Raw genomic sequence first — 17986 nt, forward strand, 5'->3', positions numbered from 1 at the left:
TGAAGTTTATTGCTAATAATTATTTTTAAGTACTAATACTGATTTTATTTAGCCAGTAGTTTATCGTATTTTTATATAATTTTCCTTGAATATACGTAAGTATAAACTACTATAGCATTTACTATATGTATTTTTATTTAGCAATGCAAATTTTTTATATTAAATTATACAAATATCAGGTAGTTTTGAAGAAATAATTGCCATACTTGATGAGGAAAATTTCTCTCTAGCGAGAATGTTTTTTATCACAAAAAATTTATTATGGCAACTTTAAAATCCTGTGTTTCTGCTTGTCGCTACTGTCGGCATTACACACCTTTAGGACAGCGCGGGGGTGTGTGTAACCTGTTAAATGTAGGAGTAAAATCTGGCTGGAAAGCTTGCTCTTTATCAATTCCATCATTTTCTCCTTCTTGGGAAAATATAAATACTATTCGCAACTGAAATTCTCAACAACGACAAATACTATTACTCATGATTGTAGTAATGATATTTGTCGTTTTTTGTTGATATTTAATATCAATTTTATGTGAATATGCATTCAATCCTAAAAAACAAAGAGCGAAGAATAATTAAAAACATAAAAATATTGATTTGGCGCAAGTTGCTTGATAATTGATATGACAATAAAGTTCCATGAATTATTAGCTAGCTATTAACAAATAATTATTTGACGAACACATGTTGTAGCAATTGAAAAAGGCTTGATATGAGACTTGATTTTGTTTTAGAAAAGCAAATTTTTCATCATGTCAAATAATTGACACTCACAGAGTATACTTAACATAAAATATTTAAAATTCATTTGACTAAAATAGACTGTGTAAAGTAAGATAGTAGATTGTCTGTCTAATTCCTGCTCGGATCAGGTAGACGCATTGCAAAAGCTGGCAACGGTAGTTTAAAAAACGCGAGCGATCGCGTTTATTTTATACGACAGTCAGCTACCTGTACGGCAACCCCATAAGGACAATTACATGACTTACGCAATTATTGAAACTGGCGGTAAGCAACTAAAAGTTGAACCGGGCCGCTTTTACGACATTGAACTGCTTTCTGCTCAACCCGATGAGCAAGTTAGCATAGAGTCAGTCTTGCTAGTACAACACAACGGTGAAGTTACTATTGGTCAGCCGTTAGTCGCAGGAGCAAAGGTAGAAGGGACTGTGATGCGACACTTGCGGGGTCGTAAAGTCATGGTTTATAAGATGAAACCGAAAAAGAAAACCCGCAAAAAGCGCGGACATCGCCAAGAAATTACTAGGTTGATGATCAATTCCATTAGCCTTAATGGTTCTGTACTTGCTTCCGAAGCAGAAGCTACTGTCAGTAGTGAAGTGGATAGCGAAGCAACGACTGAGGTTGCACAAGAATCTGCTGAATAATTTGTTATTGGTTAGTTGTTGGTTATTTCAATGAACTATCAACCATCAACGTACAACAATTTTTCTAAGGGAGAAAATCATGGCTCATAAGAAAGGAACAGGTAGTACACGAAACGGTCGTGACTCAAATGCTCAACGACTGGGTGTCAAACGCTATGGTGGTGAAGTTGTTCGCGCTGGTAATATTCTGGTGCGTCAGCGTGGTACTAAATTTCACCCTGGTAATAACGTCGGAATTGGTAGCGATGACACTCTGTTCGCTCTAGTTGATGGTGTCGTAACATTTGAACGCAAGGGTAAAACTCGTAAAAAAGTTAGCGTTTATCCTGCTGTGACTGAAGCTGTTGCTGCATCTTAAGATTTAATAATTTTAGGGTGGGTGTTGCTACTCGCCCTAATTTAAAAGAATCAAACCATATTGCGACATCAACTTTTCTACTAATGCACCAACTGCTAAACCCGTCAAAGAAAAGGTAGTTGTGATCCAAAATACTTGACTTTGGTTAAAAGCTGCGACTTGAAAATCTATTCTCACCAACATAGCCGCAGCAACCATGACTAAAATATCAAGAAAGAGCCGAAAACGGGCAAGAATGAGAAAGAATAAAAAAGCCCCAAGTACCGTGACTCCAAATGATTTCAGATTTGATCTAAACAAACTTACAGAATAGTCGCTCACTTTTGAGAAAGGAATAGTCAAGCTGGCAATAAAAAGCACAGTAGCGATCGCAAATACCAGCCATAATATCGGCTGAGTTTTTGATCTAGCAAGTAACCAGCCGAAAATAATATAGGTAAGCAACAGCAGTGTTAAAGAAAGCCAGGGTAGTCTTTTCAAAAATGGCATGAGGTAAGTTGTGATTACCATAGTGGGGAGTAATGCTTCATACTCAGCAGAGTCAAAATTCTAATATAAGCAGATTTTCTTACTTGTTTTGTCTGTAATCAATAGGCGATAATGCTCCGCCAAAATACAATTGAGCAATTTAATAGAATATTTACAGCAAAATTAAGTTATATATATCCTTAAAGATTTGTAAACTGTTAGCAGTTATGTAGCCTTGTGTTACATCTTGATTCAGGAAATATCATGAGACAACTTGTTATCGCTGAACGCGTGTGCCTCATTGGTCATATTGTATCAATGGTGTTTGGACTAGTAGGAATATTACTGGTCGTTCCTCACGCTGAAATTATTTTGAATTTAGCCGAGGTTGGACAAACCGCCATGCAATGGAGTATGGCTGGAGGCGGCGTAATTTATATGATTTTGGGAGCAGCAGCAGTTTCTTTGTATGCTTATAGAACATTAGGGTTAGGTTTGTGGCTCTCGTTTCTGCTGCCATCAGTGTTAATTTCTTTGAGTAGCGAATTACTAGGAACCAGTACTGGCTTTCCTTTTGGTCATTACAGCTACTTAAGTGGCTTGGGTTATAAAATTGGGGGTTTAGTACCTTTTACTATTCCTTTGTCTTGGTTTTACGTAGGATTTGTATCTTACCTCCTGGCCCGTGCAGGTTTAGAGGTTGACAAAAAACCGAGTTTGTGGCGTCATTTAGGTGCGATCGCTTTGGGTGCTTTGTTGCTCACTTCCTGGGACTTTGTACTAGATCCAGCCATGAGCCAAACGTCTCTACCTTTTTGGTATTGGCAGAAACCAGGAGCCTTTTTTGGTATGCCTTATCAAAACTTTGCGGGCTGGATTGGTACTGGGTCAGTGTTTATGACGGTGGCTGCATTATTGTGGCAAAATACACCGATCAAATTAGAGCGATCGCAACTTAATTTACCTTTAATTGTTTATCTCAGCAACTTTGCCTTTGCTACAGTCATGAGTTTAGCGGCTGGTTTTTCCATACCAGTCTTACTAGGCTTATTCCTGGGTGCAATGCCGGCTGTAGTTTTATGGTGGAAGACTCAAAGTAAATCTACAGAATTCGCTGTAAAATCTGCTGCCAGTAAAGGGCAAATAGCTCCGGTAGAAGTTGCTCTTAAATAAACCACCCACCGCCAGCCAAGGAAATCACGGTATGGCGGAGGAAGAATTGCCCAGAATGTTGGATTTCAAGCATCATTATTGATTTATAGGCATTTCCCTGTTATAGATTCCCTCTTCCCTTTGAAAACCGTAATTACATTAGCTCAATATTTTTACAGTGATAGACTGGTTCAGCATCATCAGTGCTTTTTCGCTTTTTGTACTACTTATACAAATACCAGCAGTAGCAATTTTACTGTCGCGCCTCCTCAAAGGGCCTCTACGTCATCCCCCGGTGACAGCACAAAACCCAACACCAGACATTTTAGGTAGTGTTAGTGTAGTAATTCCTACCTTAAATGAAGCTCTGCGGATCAGCCCCCTGTTGAGTGGCTTAAGTCGCCAAAGTTACGAAGTTAGAGAAATAATTGTTGTAGATAGTAATTCCCAGGATGGTACCCCTGACTTAGTCAAAGTTGCACAAAAACAAGACCCCCGCTTTCGGCTGATCACCGATGATCCTTTACCTCCTAATTGGGTAGGACGTCCTTGGGCTTTACATAATGGTTTTTTATCCTCTTGTGAAGCAAGTGAATGGTTTTTGGGTATGGATGCTGATACTCAACCATCACCAGGTTTAGTTACGGGTTTGGTAAAAACGGCAATCACAGGAGGATATGATTTAATTTCTCTTTCGCCTCAATTCATCCTTAAGTATCCCGGAGAGTGCTGGCTACAACCAGCGTTGTTAATGACGTTGCTTTATAGATTCGATCCTGCTGGTATAAATACGCAACAAGCAGAACGAGTCATGGCTAATGGTCAATGCTTTTTATGCCGCCGTTCTGTATTAGCTACTGTCAGTGGTTATACTAGTGCAAGAAGTTCTTTTTGTGATGATGTCACCTTGGCTCGACACATAGCCGCTTCTGGCTTTAAAGTAGGCTTTTTAGATGGATCAAAAGTCTTAAAGGTACGGATGTATGAAGGAGCAATAGAGACTTGGAAAGAATGGGGTCGCAGTCTCGACTTAAAAGACGCTTCTTCGCGCACTCAGCTATGGGCTGATTTATGGGTACTAACTTCAACTCAGGCTTTACCTGTTTTGATCATCCTCAGTTACCTATTCTTTTCTCCCCATCTCTCCCTCTCTCCTACTCCTCCTCTCCTATTACTGGGACTAAATTTATTTCTGCTGATAGTTCGCTTTGGTATGTTGTTGGCGATCGCACCCTGTTATGATCGCACTCAATCTATGGGTGGTTGGTTGTTTTGGCTTTCCCCACTGGCTGATCCCTTAGCCGTAGTCCGAATCTTTTTATCAGCAATCAGCACTCCACGACAGTGGCGGGGAAGAAATTATAATTAATAGTTAGTGGTTGATTGTCGGTAGTTATTCCCAACACCAAACAACACTATCAATCATTATTTTCATCGTTCAGGCGATCGCCACGTTCCAACTCCCAAAGAATTTGATTACCTTCTCGTCGGACTCGTGAAACAATCCAGTTACGCCAACGCCATTGATCACCACGACTAGTAACAGCACTAGGGTGGACATCCATTAAATCTGCTAACTCGGAACTAGTAACTAAGTAACCTTTTTCGGCAATTTCGTCAGCAATTCTTAGGGTTTCCACCAAGTTGCGGAGTTGTACAACCCTCATTTCACGAGGTAATTCTTCATGGGAGAGGGACGTTGAATGATTCGATGTATCCGTCATATTTATTTCTGATGCAAGGGTACTGATCTCTCGTATGTTTTTGTTAATTATCATCGATTCGGGATCAGAATCAGATACGCTTGCTACCACAACATCAGTTGATGTCCGTAAAAAATCATCAAATAAATTGATCTCAGAAATTTGTTGCAGCAATGGATTTTTACCACTGGCAAAAGCACGAGCGATCGTATCGCAGCGTTCGTTACCTTCGTTACCAGTATGACCCCGGACGTGTTGCCATTTTACCTGACGGCTGTTGAGTTGCTCAAGTTGTTCCAGCAAATCTTGGTTAAGAACAGGATTACCATCAGCCTTTTTCCAACCTTTTCTTTTCCAAGTTTTGATCCATTTATTGACACAGTTAATCAGATACTCGCTGTCAGTGTAGAGAGTAATCGGTTCAGTGTGTCCTGATGCTTTGAGAAAAGATAAAGCTGCGATCGCGGCTTGCATTTCCATTCTGTTATTAGTAGTTTTAGCAGCAGCATCGCCTATTTCATGAACCGAACCGTCACTGAAGTAGACGACAACACCCCAACCACCGGGGCCTGGGTTCCCGATGCAAGCACCATCAGTATATATACTTTGAATTGTACGTTGAGAAGACATATTGAAAATATTTTAGGCTTGCCGCAGAGTAGGAGTGATTAGCAGAGATTTTAGTTAAATTTTTTAAAGTGTATCAAAACTTTGCCAATGATCAAGAGTTTTCAGCACAATACTTCGCTTTCATTTGAGATCATGTTTTAAAATCGACCACAAATGCACACAGATAAATTATCCATTGGTCACTTAGCCAATTTTCTGCGGAAAAACTTTGCGATCCTCTGCGTTTAAGAACCATATAATTTTACGCAAAGCTGCACTTAACTAATCTCAATATCAGAGTTTTCTTGAACTTCCCAACGAAAAAGCCTTGGTAATTGAGCTACATCTAACATATAGTTTCCAAGCCATACAACAATTTCTATCACTAATGTAGTTCTTACCCAAATTAGTTCTTGATCTAGGCTAATGAGTGTCCAGCCTTCATATAACTGCCAAAAACGGTAGGGTAAGTATAAATAAGGAACCATTACCCACACAACAGAATGGAACTTTTTTAAGGTCACAAATTCTGATAGTATTTGCAAGCCAAGCATCAGAAAGTAGGAAGCAAACACCATTAAAACGCGAGAATAACCCCACACCACACCCCACAACAGCATTACTACTAACGGCAATACTATACCCAGTATTTGCATTGTACCGAACCAGATTTTATACCAATCTGGAAGGACTTCAGGTAGGATCATGGGTTTTGAGTGTCTCCAAGCCCAACCCACAACTACAGTGAAAGATGTCGCAACTAAGAAAAAGAGGATATTTTCTAACAATAGGTAGAGGTTCATCTTTTGTGCGATCGCTTGAGTTGTTCTTCCACAATTATGCTAGCTTTTCCACCTTTCCCACGAGGTTTGATAAATTAGCCGGATTTTGGATTTTAGATTTTGGATTTAAAGGATAAAAAAGATAAAGGGTAAAGAGAAACAACAATTCCTTTAACCCTTAGTTTGGGTAAAAAAGGAGATTACGTTTAGTGGAACCAATAAAACCGGAAGTAAAACAACGAGTCCAGGAATTGCGACAGTTATTACAACAGGCTAGTTATGCTTACTACGTCCTTGATTCTCCCATGATGGAGGATGCAGTTTATGACCAGTTATATCGGGAACTGCAAAACCTGGAAAACCAGTATCCAGAATTGGTCACACCGGATAGTCCGACTCAACGTGTGGGTGAAAAACCTGCTACACAGTTTACTTCGGTTCGCCACAACATTCCACTTTACAGTTTAGAAAATGCGTTTAATGTTGATGAGTTAAAGACTTGGGATCAACGCTGGCGACGACAAGCACCTCCACAAACACCAGCAGAGTATGTTTGTGAATTAAAGATAGATGGTAATGCTTTGGCTTTGACTTATGAGAATGGTGTTCTCACCAGAGGTGCAACTAGAGGCGATGGAGTCATGGGTGAAGACATCACCCAAAATGTGCGGACAATTCGTTCGATTCCCTTGCGGTTAAATTTGGCTGGTTTGCAAAACTTTGAACGGGTAGAAGTGCGGGGCGAAACTTTTTTACCTTTAGATGTGTTTAAACAAATTAACGAAGAAAGGCAAAAAGCGGGCGAGTCGTCATTTGCTAATCCTCGCAACGCCGCCGCCGGTACACTCAGACAGTTAGATTCTCGGATTGTGGCGCAAAGAAGATTAGATTTTTTTGCCTATACGCTGCATATTCCTGGTATGGACGATGCGAGTATTGCTAGTAGTCAGTGGGAAGCTTTGGCGTTATTGCAAAAAATGGGTTTTCGCGTTAACCCTAATGAAAAATTATGTGTTTCTTTGGCAGAAGTTGCAGAATATTACCAACACTGGGATACAGAACGACTGAATTTACCCTACATGACAGATGGGGTAGTGGTAAAGATCAATGCTTTTAAATTGCAAGAACAGCTAGGGTTTACACAAAAGTTTCCCCGGTGGGCGATCGCACTCAAGTATGCTGCCGAAGAAGCACCCACCCGTGTAGAAAATATTGCCGTTAACGTCGGACGTACAGGCGCACTGACTCCCCTAGCAGAAATGCGTCCCGTACAATTAGCAGGTACAACTGTATCCCGTGCTACTCTCCACAATGCCGATCGCATCGCTCAATTAGATATCCGCATTGGTGATACTGTAATTGTCCGCAAAGCCGGGGAAATCATTCCCGAAGTGGTGCGTGTCCTGAAAGAACTCCGCCCCCCAGACACAGAACCCTTTGTGATGCCTAGCCATTGTCCAGTATGCGGTCAACCGGTGGTGCGGGAAATGGGAGAAGCCGTAACTCGCTGCGTCAATACTTCCTGTGCTGCAATTCTCAAAGGATCAATTGAACATTGGGTCAGCCGTGATGCTTTGGATATTCGCGGTATCGGGGAAAAGCTGGTACATCAACTCGTTGATCAAGGATTAGTACATTCCGTTGCCGATTTATATGACTTGACAAGCGAGAAATTACATGCATTAGAAAGAATGGGGAAAAAATCGGCAGATAAAATCATAGATGCGATCGCTCAATCGAAAAACCAACCTTGGTCAAGAGTATTGTATGGTTTAGGCATCCGTCATGTTGGTAATGTCACAGCCCAATTATTAACCGAGAAATTCCAGAGTGTTGAACAGTTGGAAACAGCACGAGTCTCTGATATCGAAGGTATTTACGGTATAGGTGCCGAAATCGCCGATAGCATCTACCAATGGTTCCATATCAGCGCCAATCAAATATTAATTCAACGCTTGCAAGCAGCAGGGTTACAATTTCTCACCACAGCAAACACCACAGTTACAGGTGATGCTGACAATCAAAAATTAGCAGGTAAAACTTTTGTGATTACTGGTACTCTTCCCACTTTGAAACGGGATGAAGCCAAGGCTTTAATTCAAAAAGCAGGTGGAAAAGTTACTGAATCAATTAGTAAAAAAACAGACTATTTACTTGTGGGAGAAGACGCAGGCTCTAAATTAGCAAAAGCTGAAGCACTGGGAATTACGCAGTTGAGCGAAGCGCAGTTATTGGAACTTTTGTAACCCACCTTCCGCCTTTCCGCTTTACTTTAGTTAGAGTAGTATTTGTAGAATTTGACCATCAATACATCTTGCACCAGACGATTTACAATCGTCGGGCTAGATGCAGAAGAGTACATAATTGTTCAAGGCTTGGTAATAATTAAATATATGGTTATCAATTTCTCCTCCGTAACGCTACCTCAGTCTGAAAACTTGAAGTTACATATCGTACTGGAACGTACCAATGAAGAAAATGTAATAGCTTCTGTCATGGAATTTCCCAACACTCAGGTTGAAGCACCTACTACTGAACAAGCTGTACAAGAATTGAAAAAACTTTTGTCAACTCGTCTTGAAAAGATAGAAATTATTCCAGTAGAAATTCAATTACCTCCAAGCGAAGCAGAAAATCCCTGGATGAAATTTGCGGGTGTGTTTCAAAACGATGCAGATTTTGCTGAAATTGCAGATCATCTCAGAGCAGAACGTAACGCAGTAGATGAAGATTAAAAGGCTGAGGTTTCGATCCAGATTGAGAAATGCAAGATGAGTCTTTATATACTCGACACAGACCATGTTTCGCTTTTACTTCAAGGAAACCAAGCCGTTATATCTAAAGTTGCTCAAGTTTATCCTCATCTGGCTATTACCATTGTCACAGTTCAAGAAATTTTTAACGGGTGGGTAGTCAAAATTAATGACCGGGCTGAATCTGCAATTTTAGTAAACCTTTATACTAAGCTGTGGACTACTCAAGAATATTTCAAAGGAGTGAAAATACTCAACTTTGATACTACCGCCTACACTTGCTACCAGGATTTACTCAGAGAAAACCAGCAATTAAATAAAAAAAGACTACAGAAAGATTTGCGAATAGCTGCGATCGCTCTTTCAACAAATGCGGTGATGGTTACTCGTAACCAAAAGGATTTTTCTCAAATATACCCGTTTTTTAAGCACTAAAGTGCTTACTACAAACCGTTAATTATTTTTTTTATCCGTAGCGATAATATGCAAATCGGTATTTTTCAGCAATCGCAGTAGTTTATGGGTGAGAGAACCTTTGAAGAGAATTTGCCAACGCGATCGCTGACTAGCACCAATAACAATTTGAGTAATATGATATTTCTTGGCTACTTGGGCGATCGCTTCCGCAATATCATTACTAGGAACACGAATAAACTCACCTTCAAATTCCTTACACAGCTTTTCACACATATCTATGTGCAAGCTTTCTTCTTTGGTGAGGAAGCGGTCAGGATCAGCAACAAATAAAGCAAACAGAGGGGCATTCATATAATTAGCTATTCTCGCACCCCGACGTAATAGTTGCAACGAATTAGTATAAGTAGAAATACATACTAATACCCGTTCTTGAATATTACAGAATTGACTTTGCGGATTCACAGCATTTGCCAAACCTGCACTCATTTCTCTGGCTTCTTCTTCAATGTTGTCTGCAATCTCTCGCAATGCTAATTCCCGTAAAGCAATCAAATTGCGACGTTGGAAAAAGTTATCGAGTGCTTGTTGGATTTTTTGTGATTCGTAGATTTTGCCTTCTAGCAATCGCTCGTGGAGTGTTTCTGGAGTAACATCTACTACCACAACTTCATTAGCATCATCTAAAACCCTATCAGGAACTCGTTCTCTAACTACAACACCAGTAATTCTTGCTACTAAATCATTGAGACTCTCCAGATGTTGAATATTCATCGTCGAGTAAACATCAATGCCATTTTGCAAAATAATTTCTACATCTTGGTAGCGTTTTTCGCGGGGTGAACCGGGGACATTGGTATGAGCGAGTTCATCGATTAAGACTAATTGAGGCGATCGCGCCAAAATTGCATCGGTGTCCATCTCTGTCAACATCAAATTACCCCGTGGAATTTGTTTGCGGGGTAATATTTCTAATCCCTCAGCCATCTCTGCTGTTTCTTTGCGTCCGTGGGTTTCCAACAACCCAACCACAACATCAATCCCTTCTTCTTTAAGCGCGTGACCTTCTTCTAGCATCCGGTAAGTTTTACCTACACCAGGAGCCATACCAATAAAGATTTTGTGTTTACCACGACGCACTGGATACATGGGAGGAGTGGGGGATCGGGGAAAGGGAAGGGGGACACGGGGGACATGGGAGAGAATAAACGCCAATGACAATTGACCATTGACAAATGACCAATGACAATTGACCAATGACAATTGACCAACAATATTATTGATTTTGTCTACGGTTAATTTCTTGGAGGTCGAGGGCGTAATTTAATTTCAAGATATTAACTCCAGGTTCGCCGAAAATACCTAAAAATCTGCCCTCTGTATATTGTTTGATAAATGGCACTATTTCTTCTCTGGTAAGATTACGCGCACGGGCTACTCTTTCTAACTGTTCTTGTGCTGTTCTGACAGAAATATGTGGATCTAAACCAGAGCCAGAAGTGTAAATAATATCGGCGAAGGGTTGAATACTTTCATCGTTAAGTTCATTAGACTTTTCAACCACACGCTGAAGTAAGTCTGGATTGCTGGGAGCAAGGTTGGTTGCACCTGATATACCAGTCGATCTACCTAATTTTCCTTGACTATATCTGACAGCACTGGGGCGACCTTGAAAATATCTTTCTGATCGGAACTGTTGACCAATCAAAGCTGATCCAATAGCTTCCCCTTGGATATTTTGCATAATACTACCGTCTGCTTTTTCTTTAAAAAAAGCTTGACCAACTCCCAAAACTGCAACAGGATAAATAACGGCTGTTACCAACCACAGTAATATAGTGATACGAATTGCTCTGATAATTTCTCGAATAATAAACATAATAAGTAAGTTAATTGGTAATGGGTAATGGGTAATTGGTAATAGGTAATTTTAATTACTTACTTAATAGTCTGATAACTGGTAACTAATAAATGTTAAAAACGTTCTGGCTGAAAAATAACAAAAAATAAATAAATTACCAGTGCCAATGTTATAAAACCTAAAACCCCAATTGCCCAAGCTGAACGACGTTCTAAAACACCATCAGCAGCTGCATAAACAACTGGAGCAATAAACAAATTAAGACACAAACCAATAAAAATTATCAGTGGTAATTTTTGTTTACGCCATTGTGACCAAACAAAATGAATTGACTCTACTATATTTGCTGATGAAAACTTATTAAATAGATTAATTTTTATATTTAAATTCATTTATTTTTCACCTCTAAATATATATTTTCGATCCCCTTTCCCAATATCCCCCCTACGCCAATCCTATAGCCGTAATGATTAAATCAATTAATTTAATCGCAATAAAAGGTGCAATTACACCACCCAAGCCATAAATAAATATATTGCGTTGTAATAACTTATTAGCAGTTAAAGGTCGAAACTTTACACCTTTGAGTGCTAAAGGAATTAAGACAGGAATAATTAATGCATTGTAAATGAGCGCTGACAGCACAGCAGAATTAGTGCTGGTTAGCTTCATGATATTTAAATTTTGTAGGTTAGCAGCAGCAAATAATACTGGAATAATTGCAAAATACTTAGCAATATCATTGGCGATCGAAAATGTTGTTAATGCTCCTCTAGTAATCAACAATTGCTTACCAATACCAACTATATCAATGAGTTTTGTCGGATCAGAATCTAAATCCACCATGTTTGCTGCATCTTTGGCAGCTTGAGTACCTGTATTCATGGCTACTCCGACGTTAGCCTGTGCCAAGGCTGGTGCATCGTTGGTACCGTCTCCGGTCATTGCTACTATTTTGCCTTTTTCCTGTTCCCCTTGAATTACAGAGATTTTGTCTTCTGGAGTTGCTTCGGCAATAAAGTCATCAACTCCTGCTTCTTTGGCAATCACAGAAGCAGTAATGTGGTTATCGCCCGTTAACATGACGGTACGTACTCCCATACGTCGCAACTGATCAAAGCGATCGCGTATTCCTGGTTTAACTATATCTTTGAGATAAATCACGCCGTAGATATCCCCATCTAAGCACACTGCTAGTGGTGTCCCGCCTTGCTGGGAAACCATTTCGTAAGCAGCATCTAGTTCTGGTGGATCTTGACCGTTACGTGTACGCACAAATCCTTTAATAGCGCTGACTGCACCTTTACGCGCCTCTTCGCCATTGGGTAAATTTGTGCCACTCATACGAGTTCTAGCGGAAAATTCTACCGCTTCGGCTTTTTCGGGGTCAAAATCAATTTTTGCCCCTAATTTTTCCGCCAGTCTAAATATAGATTTCCCCTCTGGAGTTTCATCAAATATACTAGCTGCCAAAGCTACATAAGCAATTTGTTCCATTGAGTGACCATTGACAGGAATGAACCCTTCTGCTAGACGATTGCCTAAAGTAATTGTGCCTGTTTTATCCAGAACCAGCGTATTAACATCACCACAAGCTTCCACAGCTCGTCCAGAGGTAGCAATCACGTTAAACTGAGCAACCCGATCCATCCCAGCAATCCCAATCGCACTGAGTAATCCGCCGATAGTGGTGGGGATCAATGCTACCAATAGCGCTACTAAAATTGCCACACTGACTTGAATTTGCACATACTGAGCAATGAACGGCAGAGTCGCCACCACAAACAGAAATACTAAACTCAGAACAGCAAGTAATACCGTCAGAGCAATTTCATTGGGTGTTTTGCTACGTTCTGCTCCTTCTACCAAAGCAATCATCCGGTCAATAAAACCCTTGCCTGGTTCAGCAGTGATCCTGATAATTAGTTCATCAGAGATAATCCGCGTCCCACCAGTGACAGAACTCGCAACATCAGAACCAGGTTCTTTTAGTACCGGAGCAGATTCGCCAGTAATTGCTGATTCATCTACACTCGCAGTACCCATAACTACTTCACCGTCGGCGGGAATCGTGTCACCAGCAACCACGTAGACAGTATCGCCTTTTTGTAAGCTAGTGGAAGAAACTTCCGTAATTGCGCCATCAGGAAAAAGTTTTTTGGCGATCGTTTCTGACTTAGTTGAACGCAAGGCGTCAGCTTGGGCTTTACCTCTACCTTCAGCAATTGCTTCGGCAAAATTAGCAAACCAAACGGTAAAGAATAAAATTGCCGTGATAATCCCGTTGAATAATCGCGGGTTTTTCTCTGTAACTGGGCCAAACAAATCAGGCTCAATTGTCACCGCAAGCGTAATCAGTGTCCCAACCCAGACTAAAAACATAACTGGGTTTTTCACTGCTTGTTGAGGATTGAACTTCACAAAAGCATCTTTGATCGCCCTCAAATAAATACCAGAGGTATTTATCCGTGACTGTTTGCGTTTATGACGGCGATCGCTAGAACGAGAACGTCCGTGTTTGGGAGGTTTAGGGGTAGTTGCAGCTGGATTCATAGATATTGGGGATCGGGGAAGGTAGGGGTCCCCTTTGGGGATAAGGGGCAGGTGGGGTCCCCTCTGGGGATAAGGGGCAACGGGGATCGGGAAACAGGGAACGGGGATCGGGGATTGGGAAAAGGGGATGGGGAAGAGACAAGGGAGAACTGTGAAACTGTGAAGTTGTGACGCGGTTAATCAATCAAAAATATTCTCCGTGTCTGGTGTGTCCCCCTTGTCCTGCTTGTCCCGATCCCCAGTCCCCAATTCCCGATCCCCGATTCCCTAACTACCAGAGGCAATTTTAAATCCTTCGGCGATGGGGCCCAAGGCTAAAACTGGGAAGAAGGTTAGTACTCCTAAAATTAAAATTACTCCGGCGGTAACACTGGTAAATAGCAGAGTATCGGTTCTTAAAGTACCTGGTGTTGCTGGTACTGGTTGTTTGCGAGTCATGCTATCGGCTAACAGCAGAATCGCAATAATGGGAACATAGCGCCCCAACACTAAGCTGAAAATAGTACTTAGATTCCACCACAAGCTATTATCTGCTAAACCTTCAAAGCCAGATCCATTATTAGCGCTGGCTGAGGTGTACTCATAAACAACTTGGGAGACGCCATGAAAACTAGGATTGCTAATTCCAGCTAATGTTTCTGGAAAGTATAAAGTAATCGCACTTGGAATTAAAACAGCGATTGGGTGAATTAATAAAACTACACTGGCGAGGACAATTTCTCGTTTCTCAATTTTTCGCCCCAAAAACTCTGGTGTACGTCCCACCATTAATCCTGTTAAGAACACAGTCAAAATTAAATAAATAAATAGATAAGCGGTTCCTGTTCCCTGACCACCCCAAATAATTTGTAAGAACATATTTAAGAGAGTGGCAAAACCTCCTGTGGGCATGAGAGAATCATGCATTCCATTGACAGCACCAGTCATGGTACTTGTGGTCGCGATCGCCCAAAATGCGGTAAGTATTGAACCAAAGCGGACTTCTTTTCCTTCGAGATTTGATATTTCATACCCCAAAGTGCCGTTGATCAAAGTATTACCCTGATATTCGCTAGTAGCTGTTACGTATACTAAAACTACAAAAATTGCAAACACCATCCAAAACAGCAACCAAGCCTGTTTGATGTTATTCGCAAACAATCCATAGGTGTAAATTAAAGCCATCGGGATAGATAGCATGGCGAGCATCTCTATTAAATTAGAAGCACCGTTGGGATTTTCAAATGGATGAGCAGAGTTAGCAGCAAAAAAACCACCACCGTTTTCACCCAATAGTTTAATCATTTCAAAAGAAGCCACTGGTCCTCTAGCTATATACTGACTAAAGCCTTCCAGGGTGGTGACAGCCTGAGTTGGCAGTAATGTTTGTGGTGTGCCTGAGATAATTAAAGCGATCGCACCAATTAAAGATATTGGTAACAATATTCGTGTAATAGCACGAACTAAATCTACGTAAAAGTTCCCCAGTGGTCTACCTGTCAACCCCCGAATAAAAGCAATACCTACAGCCAATCCAGTTGCAGCCGAAGTAAACATCAAAAAACCATTAGCTGCTGTTTGACTAAAGTAACTTAAAGTTGTCTCAGGAATGTAATGCTGCTGGTCAGTATTTGTCAGAAATGAAATTGTTGTGTGTAGTGCTAAATCCCAGCGCAGTGCTTTCAAGTTCATGGGATTCAACGGCAAAATTCCCTGAAAATCTAAAATCAAGTAGACAGCAACACCCATAATCAAATTGCTGAATAACACCGCGCGGATGTACTGCCCACCTGTCATGTCTTGTTTGCTACGTACACCCCCCAGTATATAAATAATCCGCTCAACCGGGTTCAAGACGGAGTCAAGCACAGTTCTTTCACCCAGGAAGACACGGGCTATGTATCTTCCGAAAAATGGCGTGATGACTATTAAAATACAAAGCGTTAAGCCGATTTGCAAAAAACCCTGTGTCATGTATTTAATGCTGGATTATAGTTGGTCTGGCTTTACTAATAGAAAGCTAATTATTAATAACGCTTGATCACTTCTAAGTCTTGAAGACTTACATTTTACAATCCCTACACCTGTTTGGGAGGGTAGTTGAATCAGGATTCGCCAATTCCTAATTTTCAAGCACATACCCACAAAAATAGCGATCGCCACCTATGGGACAATATTTAGAGAGTATTTATTAAGTAAATTTTAATTTTGTGGCGATTGGCTTAAAAGTCAAGCGATCGCACCATCCGGCAGGCGAAAGTGGACAGATAAATAAGTGAAACCTCCATACAAGTGTCTTAGGTTAATCTACCAACAGCAAAATATTTTCCTCCGATTGAGTGGTTTTGCAGGAGGAGTTCTATTATCAGTTTTGAGCGGTTGTAGTCAAAAGCCAAATAGCGTGACTCTCTCCACCGGTACTGTCGGTAGTTACTACCATCGCTTAGGTGAACAAATTAACTACTCTACCAACACAACAGCCGAATTCTCTATTCGGAATTTTGAATCTCAAGGTTCCCAAGAAAACATCCAACGATTGCTAAATCATCAGGTCGATTTTGCGATCGCGCAGTTGGATGTCGCCAACGAAGCTATGCGAGCAGGAAAAGTCAAAGCAGTGGCAATTTTGGCAAAAGAATATGTTCACATTATTGTTCGGAAAAATTCTGAGATTAAAACATTCGACGATCTTCAAGGAAAGCGAGTTGCTGTTGGTACTCCCGGTAGTGGAATTCTCTTTACAACTAAACAATTAATCCAAGCAGACAAGCTGAAAATTCAAGAAGATTATTCTAATTTTGACGAAGCATTCAAAAAACTCAAATCTCGACAATTAGATGCAGTTATTTATGTGGGAAGTTTGGGTGCAAATGAAAAGCTGAGGCAAATATTTGCAAAAAACTCAGATATGAATTTACTTCCTATACGAACTGCATTAGTAAACAACTTAACAGTATTAGACCCCAGTTCTTACGAAAGTGCAATTCTACCTGTTGGTACTTATGTGTCGCGTCCACCGATTCCAGATCGAAAATTACCAACTCTCTCAACTGCAACCGTTTTAGTCACTCGCCCTAACATGAATCGACAAATAGTAGGGCTAGTTACTTGGTCAATTCTTTCCACCGCCCGTACTTATTCCCAATTCTATCCAGAACTACAAAACTCAAAACCAGAAGAATTAATGCGAAAAGAGCTTTTCTATATTCATCCAGCAGCAGAGGCGGTGTTTAATCAGGGTGATCCTCGGATGGTGATCATTCGTTACTGGGAAAACAATAACGACTTACAGGCTGGATTTTTCATTTTGGGAACAACTAGCGTGCTAGGTTTATTGTTACGACAGTGGCACAGACAAAAGTCCAAGAAGATTATGACGACAACCAATAACCGAATTATTGAACTTAAGTCACTGTTACCAGATCATCCACAGCAAGCATTGGAAAGTATCGAAGACTTAAGTCAGGAAAATCGGCTCACATTTATTGAAGGTCTAGTGTCAACAGAAGTCTACGAACAACTGCGTCACAAAACCCAAACTTTTGCCGATCAGTGTCGTACCCTGATAGAACATCAACGCAAAAAGTTTGTCATGGATACGCTGTTATTGTTAGATGAATGGCAAGCAAGTTTACAGATCGATCCAGAAGCAGCATTACAAAAGTTGAAGCAACTTAAGCAACAATATCGAGAGATGTTGTTGTCAGATCAAGTTGACATTGAAGCTTATATAGAATTGATGAATTTAACCTTAATTTCGCTGATGACTTTAGTTCCAAAGTCTTCTCCAGCTGATTCTAATCCTGAAAGTAAAAAGCAAAATCTTTCAAATTAAACCTCGTCCATCTTGAAAAGAGGAGTTTTTCAAAAAGGACATTATGTAGGTTGGGTGGAACGGAGTGTAACCCAACATTAACCAGACTATAATGTTGGGTTTCGCTGTCGCTACACCCAACCTACAAAACTACA

At 40.6% G+C, this 17986-nt stretch carries 17 protein-coding genes; 9 read left to right on the plus strand and 8 right to left on the minus strand.

Annotated features, from left to right (window positions below; genetic code table 11):
* The first annotated feature begins 261 nt into the window (after window positions 1-261).
* The 3 genes from ACE1AT_RS00385 (at window position 262) to rpmA (ending at window position 1743) form a co-directional block, all read left to right on the plus strand.
* Window positions 262-444: a hypothetical protein gene (locus tag ACE1AT_RS00385; RefSeq protein WP_374865361.1), complete on the plus strand. Its 183-nt coding sequence runs from the start codon at window positions 262-264 to the stop codon at window positions 442-444.
* A gap of 533 nt (window positions 445-977) precedes the next feature.
* Entirely contained in the window at window positions 978-1385 is a 408-nt protein-coding gene (rplU, locus tag ACE1AT_RS00390) for a 50S ribosomal protein L21 (RefSeq protein WP_374865362.1), read from the plus strand.
* Window positions 1386-1464: 79 nt separating this feature from the next.
* The gene (rpmA, locus tag ACE1AT_RS00395; protein ID WP_374865363.1) at window positions 1465-1743 is read left to right on the plus strand and encodes a 50S ribosomal protein L27; all 279 of its coding nucleotides are present in this window, start codon (window positions 1465-1467) and stop codon (window positions 1741-1743) included.
* 36 nt (window positions 1744-1779) lie between these two features.
* Here rpmA and ACE1AT_RS00400 read toward each other — a convergent pair whose 3' ends face one another.
* Window positions 1780-2232: a hypothetical protein gene (locus tag ACE1AT_RS00400; protein ID WP_374865377.1), complete on the minus strand. Its 453-nt coding sequence runs from the start codon at window positions 2230-2232 to the stop codon at window positions 1780-1782.
* Between the two features lie 243 nt (window positions 2233-2475).
* Here ACE1AT_RS00400 and cruF point away from each other — a divergent pair, with 243 nt between their 5' ends.
* Window positions 2476-3384: a gamma-carotene 1'-hydroxylase CruF gene (gene cruF, locus ACE1AT_RS00405; RefSeq protein WP_374865364.1), complete on the plus strand. Its 909-nt coding sequence runs from the start codon at window positions 2476-2478 to the stop codon at window positions 3382-3384.
* A 157-nt stretch (window positions 3385-3541) separates the two neighbouring features.
* Complete coding sequence (gene cruG, locus ACE1AT_RS00410) at window positions 3542-4732, plus strand: 2'-O-glycosyltransferase CruG (protein WP_374865365.1); 1191 nt, start codon at window positions 3542-3544, stop codon at window positions 4730-4732.
* Between the two features lie 49 nt (window positions 4733-4781).
* On the opposite strand, the gene rnhA is transcribed toward cruG, so the two are convergent.
* Together rnhA and ACE1AT_RS00420 are read right to left on the minus strand one after the other, a co-directional pair.
* Window positions 4782-5696 (minus strand): ribonuclease HI, encoded by a 915-nt coding sequence (gene rnhA / locus ACE1AT_RS00415; protein WP_374865366.1) that lies wholly within the window; start codon window positions 5694-5696, stop codon window positions 4782-4784.
* Between the two features lie 257 nt (window positions 5697-5953).
* Complete coding sequence (locus ACE1AT_RS00420; protein ID WP_374865367.1) at window positions 5954-6478, minus strand: hypothetical protein; 525 nt, start codon at window positions 6476-6478, stop codon at window positions 5954-5956.
* Between the two features lie 188 nt (window positions 6479-6666).
* Between ACE1AT_RS00420 and ligA the strand changes: the two genes are divergently transcribed.
* The 3 genes from ligA to ACE1AT_RS00435 are packed head-to-tail and all read left to right on the plus strand — an operon-like array spanning window position 6667 to window position 9645.
* Entirely contained in the window at window positions 6667-8703 is a 2037-nt protein-coding gene (gene ligA / locus ACE1AT_RS00425; protein WP_374865368.1) for an NAD-dependent DNA ligase LigA, read from the plus strand.
* A gap of 51 nt (window positions 8704-8754) precedes the next feature.
* Window positions 8755-9192 (plus strand): hypothetical protein, encoded by a 438-nt coding sequence (locus ACE1AT_RS00430; protein WP_374865369.1) that lies wholly within the window; start codon window positions 8755-8757, stop codon window positions 9190-9192.
* 36 nt (window positions 9193-9228) lie between these two features.
* Entirely contained in the window at window positions 9229-9645 is a 417-nt protein-coding gene (locus ACE1AT_RS00435; protein WP_374865370.1) for a type II toxin-antitoxin system VapC family toxin, read from the plus strand.
* A gap of 18 nt (window positions 9646-9663) precedes the next feature.
* Here the strand turns inward: ACE1AT_RS00435 and ACE1AT_RS00440 are convergent, their stop codons facing one another.
* The 5 genes from ACE1AT_RS00440 to kdpA all read right to left on the minus strand — a co-directional run bounded on the left by ACE1AT_RS00440 (window position 9664) and on the right by kdpA (window position 15991).
* Window positions 9664-10773: a universal stress protein gene (locus ACE1AT_RS00440; protein WP_374865371.1), complete on the minus strand. Its 1110-nt coding sequence runs from the start codon at window positions 10771-10773 to the stop codon at window positions 9664-9666.
* Window positions 10774-10900: 127 nt separating this feature from the next.
* A complete protein-coding gene (kdpC, locus tag ACE1AT_RS00445; protein WP_374865372.1) occupies window positions 10901-11503 on the minus strand; it encodes a K(+)-transporting ATPase subunit C in 603 nt (200 codons plus the stop codon).
* 95 nt (window positions 11504-11598) lie between these two features.
* A complete protein-coding gene (kdpF, locus tag ACE1AT_RS00450) occupies window positions 11599-11877 on the minus strand; it encodes a K(+)-transporting ATPase subunit F (RefSeq protein WP_374865373.1) in 279 nt (92 codons plus the stop codon).
* A gap of 52 nt (window positions 11878-11929) precedes the next feature.
* Entirely contained in the window at window positions 11930-14038 is a 2109-nt protein-coding gene (kdpB, locus tag ACE1AT_RS00455; protein ID WP_374865374.1) for a potassium-transporting ATPase subunit KdpB, read from the minus strand.
* 267 nt (window positions 14039-14305) lie between these two features.
* A complete protein-coding gene (gene kdpA / locus ACE1AT_RS00460) occupies window positions 14306-15991 on the minus strand; it encodes a potassium-transporting ATPase subunit KdpA (protein WP_374865375.1) in 1686 nt (561 codons plus the stop codon).
* A 301-nt stretch (window positions 15992-16292) separates the two neighbouring features.
* Between kdpA and ACE1AT_RS00465 the strand changes: the two genes are divergently transcribed.
* Window positions 16293-17852: a TAXI family TRAP transporter solute-binding subunit gene (locus ACE1AT_RS00465; protein WP_374865376.1), complete on the plus strand. Its 1560-nt coding sequence runs from the start codon at window positions 16293-16295 to the stop codon at window positions 17850-17852.
* Window positions 17853-17986: the final 134 nt, after the last annotated feature.

The sequence above is a fragment of the Pelatocladus sp. BLCC-F211 genome, assembly GCF_041928655.1.
Taxonomy (GTDB): Bacteria; Cyanobacteriota; Cyanobacteriia; order Cyanobacteriales; family Nostocaceae; genus Pelatocladus.

Coding starts and splice junctions, on each gene's coding strand:
- rplU (WP_374865362.1), top strand. CDS start 978: ATGACTTACGCAATTATTGAAACTGGCGGTAAGCAACTAAAAGTTGAA.
- ACE1AT_RS00400 (WP_374865377.1), bottom strand. CDS start 2,232: ATGCCATTTTTGAAAAGACTACCCTGGCTTTCTTTAACACTGCTGTTG.
- kdpA (WP_374865375.1), bottom strand. CDS start 15,991: ATGACACAGGGTTTTTTGCAAATCGGCTTAACGCTTTGTATTTTAATA.
- ACE1AT_RS00385 (WP_374865361.1), top strand. CDS start 262: ATGGCAACTTTAAAATCCTGTGTTTCTGCTTGTCGCTACTGTCGGCAT.
- kdpC (WP_374865372.1), bottom strand. CDS start 11,503: ATGTTTATTATTCGAGAAATTATCAGAGCAATTCGTATCACTATATTA.
- cruF (WP_374865364.1), top strand. CDS start 2,476: ATGAGACAACTTGTTATCGCTGAACGCGTGTGCCTCATTGGTCATATT.
- ACE1AT_RS00435 (WP_374865370.1), top strand. CDS start 9,229: ATGAGTCTTTATATACTCGACACAGACCATGTTTCGCTTTTACTTCAA.
- ACE1AT_RS00440 (WP_374865371.1), bottom strand. CDS start 10,773: ATGTATCCAGTGCGTCGTGGTAAACACAAAATCTTTATTGGTATGGCT.
- rpmA (WP_374865363.1), top strand. CDS start 1,465: ATGGCTCATAAGAAAGGAACAGGTAGTACACGAAACGGTCGTGACTCA.
- rnhA (WP_374865366.1), bottom strand. CDS start 5,696: ATGTCTTCTCAACGTACAATTCAAAGTATATATACTGATGGTGCTTGC.
- ACE1AT_RS00420 (WP_374865367.1), bottom strand. CDS start 6,478: ATGAACCTCTACCTATTGTTAGAAAATATCCTCTTTTTCTTAGTTGCG.
- kdpF (WP_374865373.1), bottom strand. CDS start 11,877: ATGAATTTAAATATAAAAATTAATCTATTTAATAAGTTTTCATCAGCA.
- kdpB (WP_374865374.1), bottom strand. CDS start 14,038: ATGAATCCAGCTGCAACTACCCCTAAACCTCCCAAACACGGACGTTCT.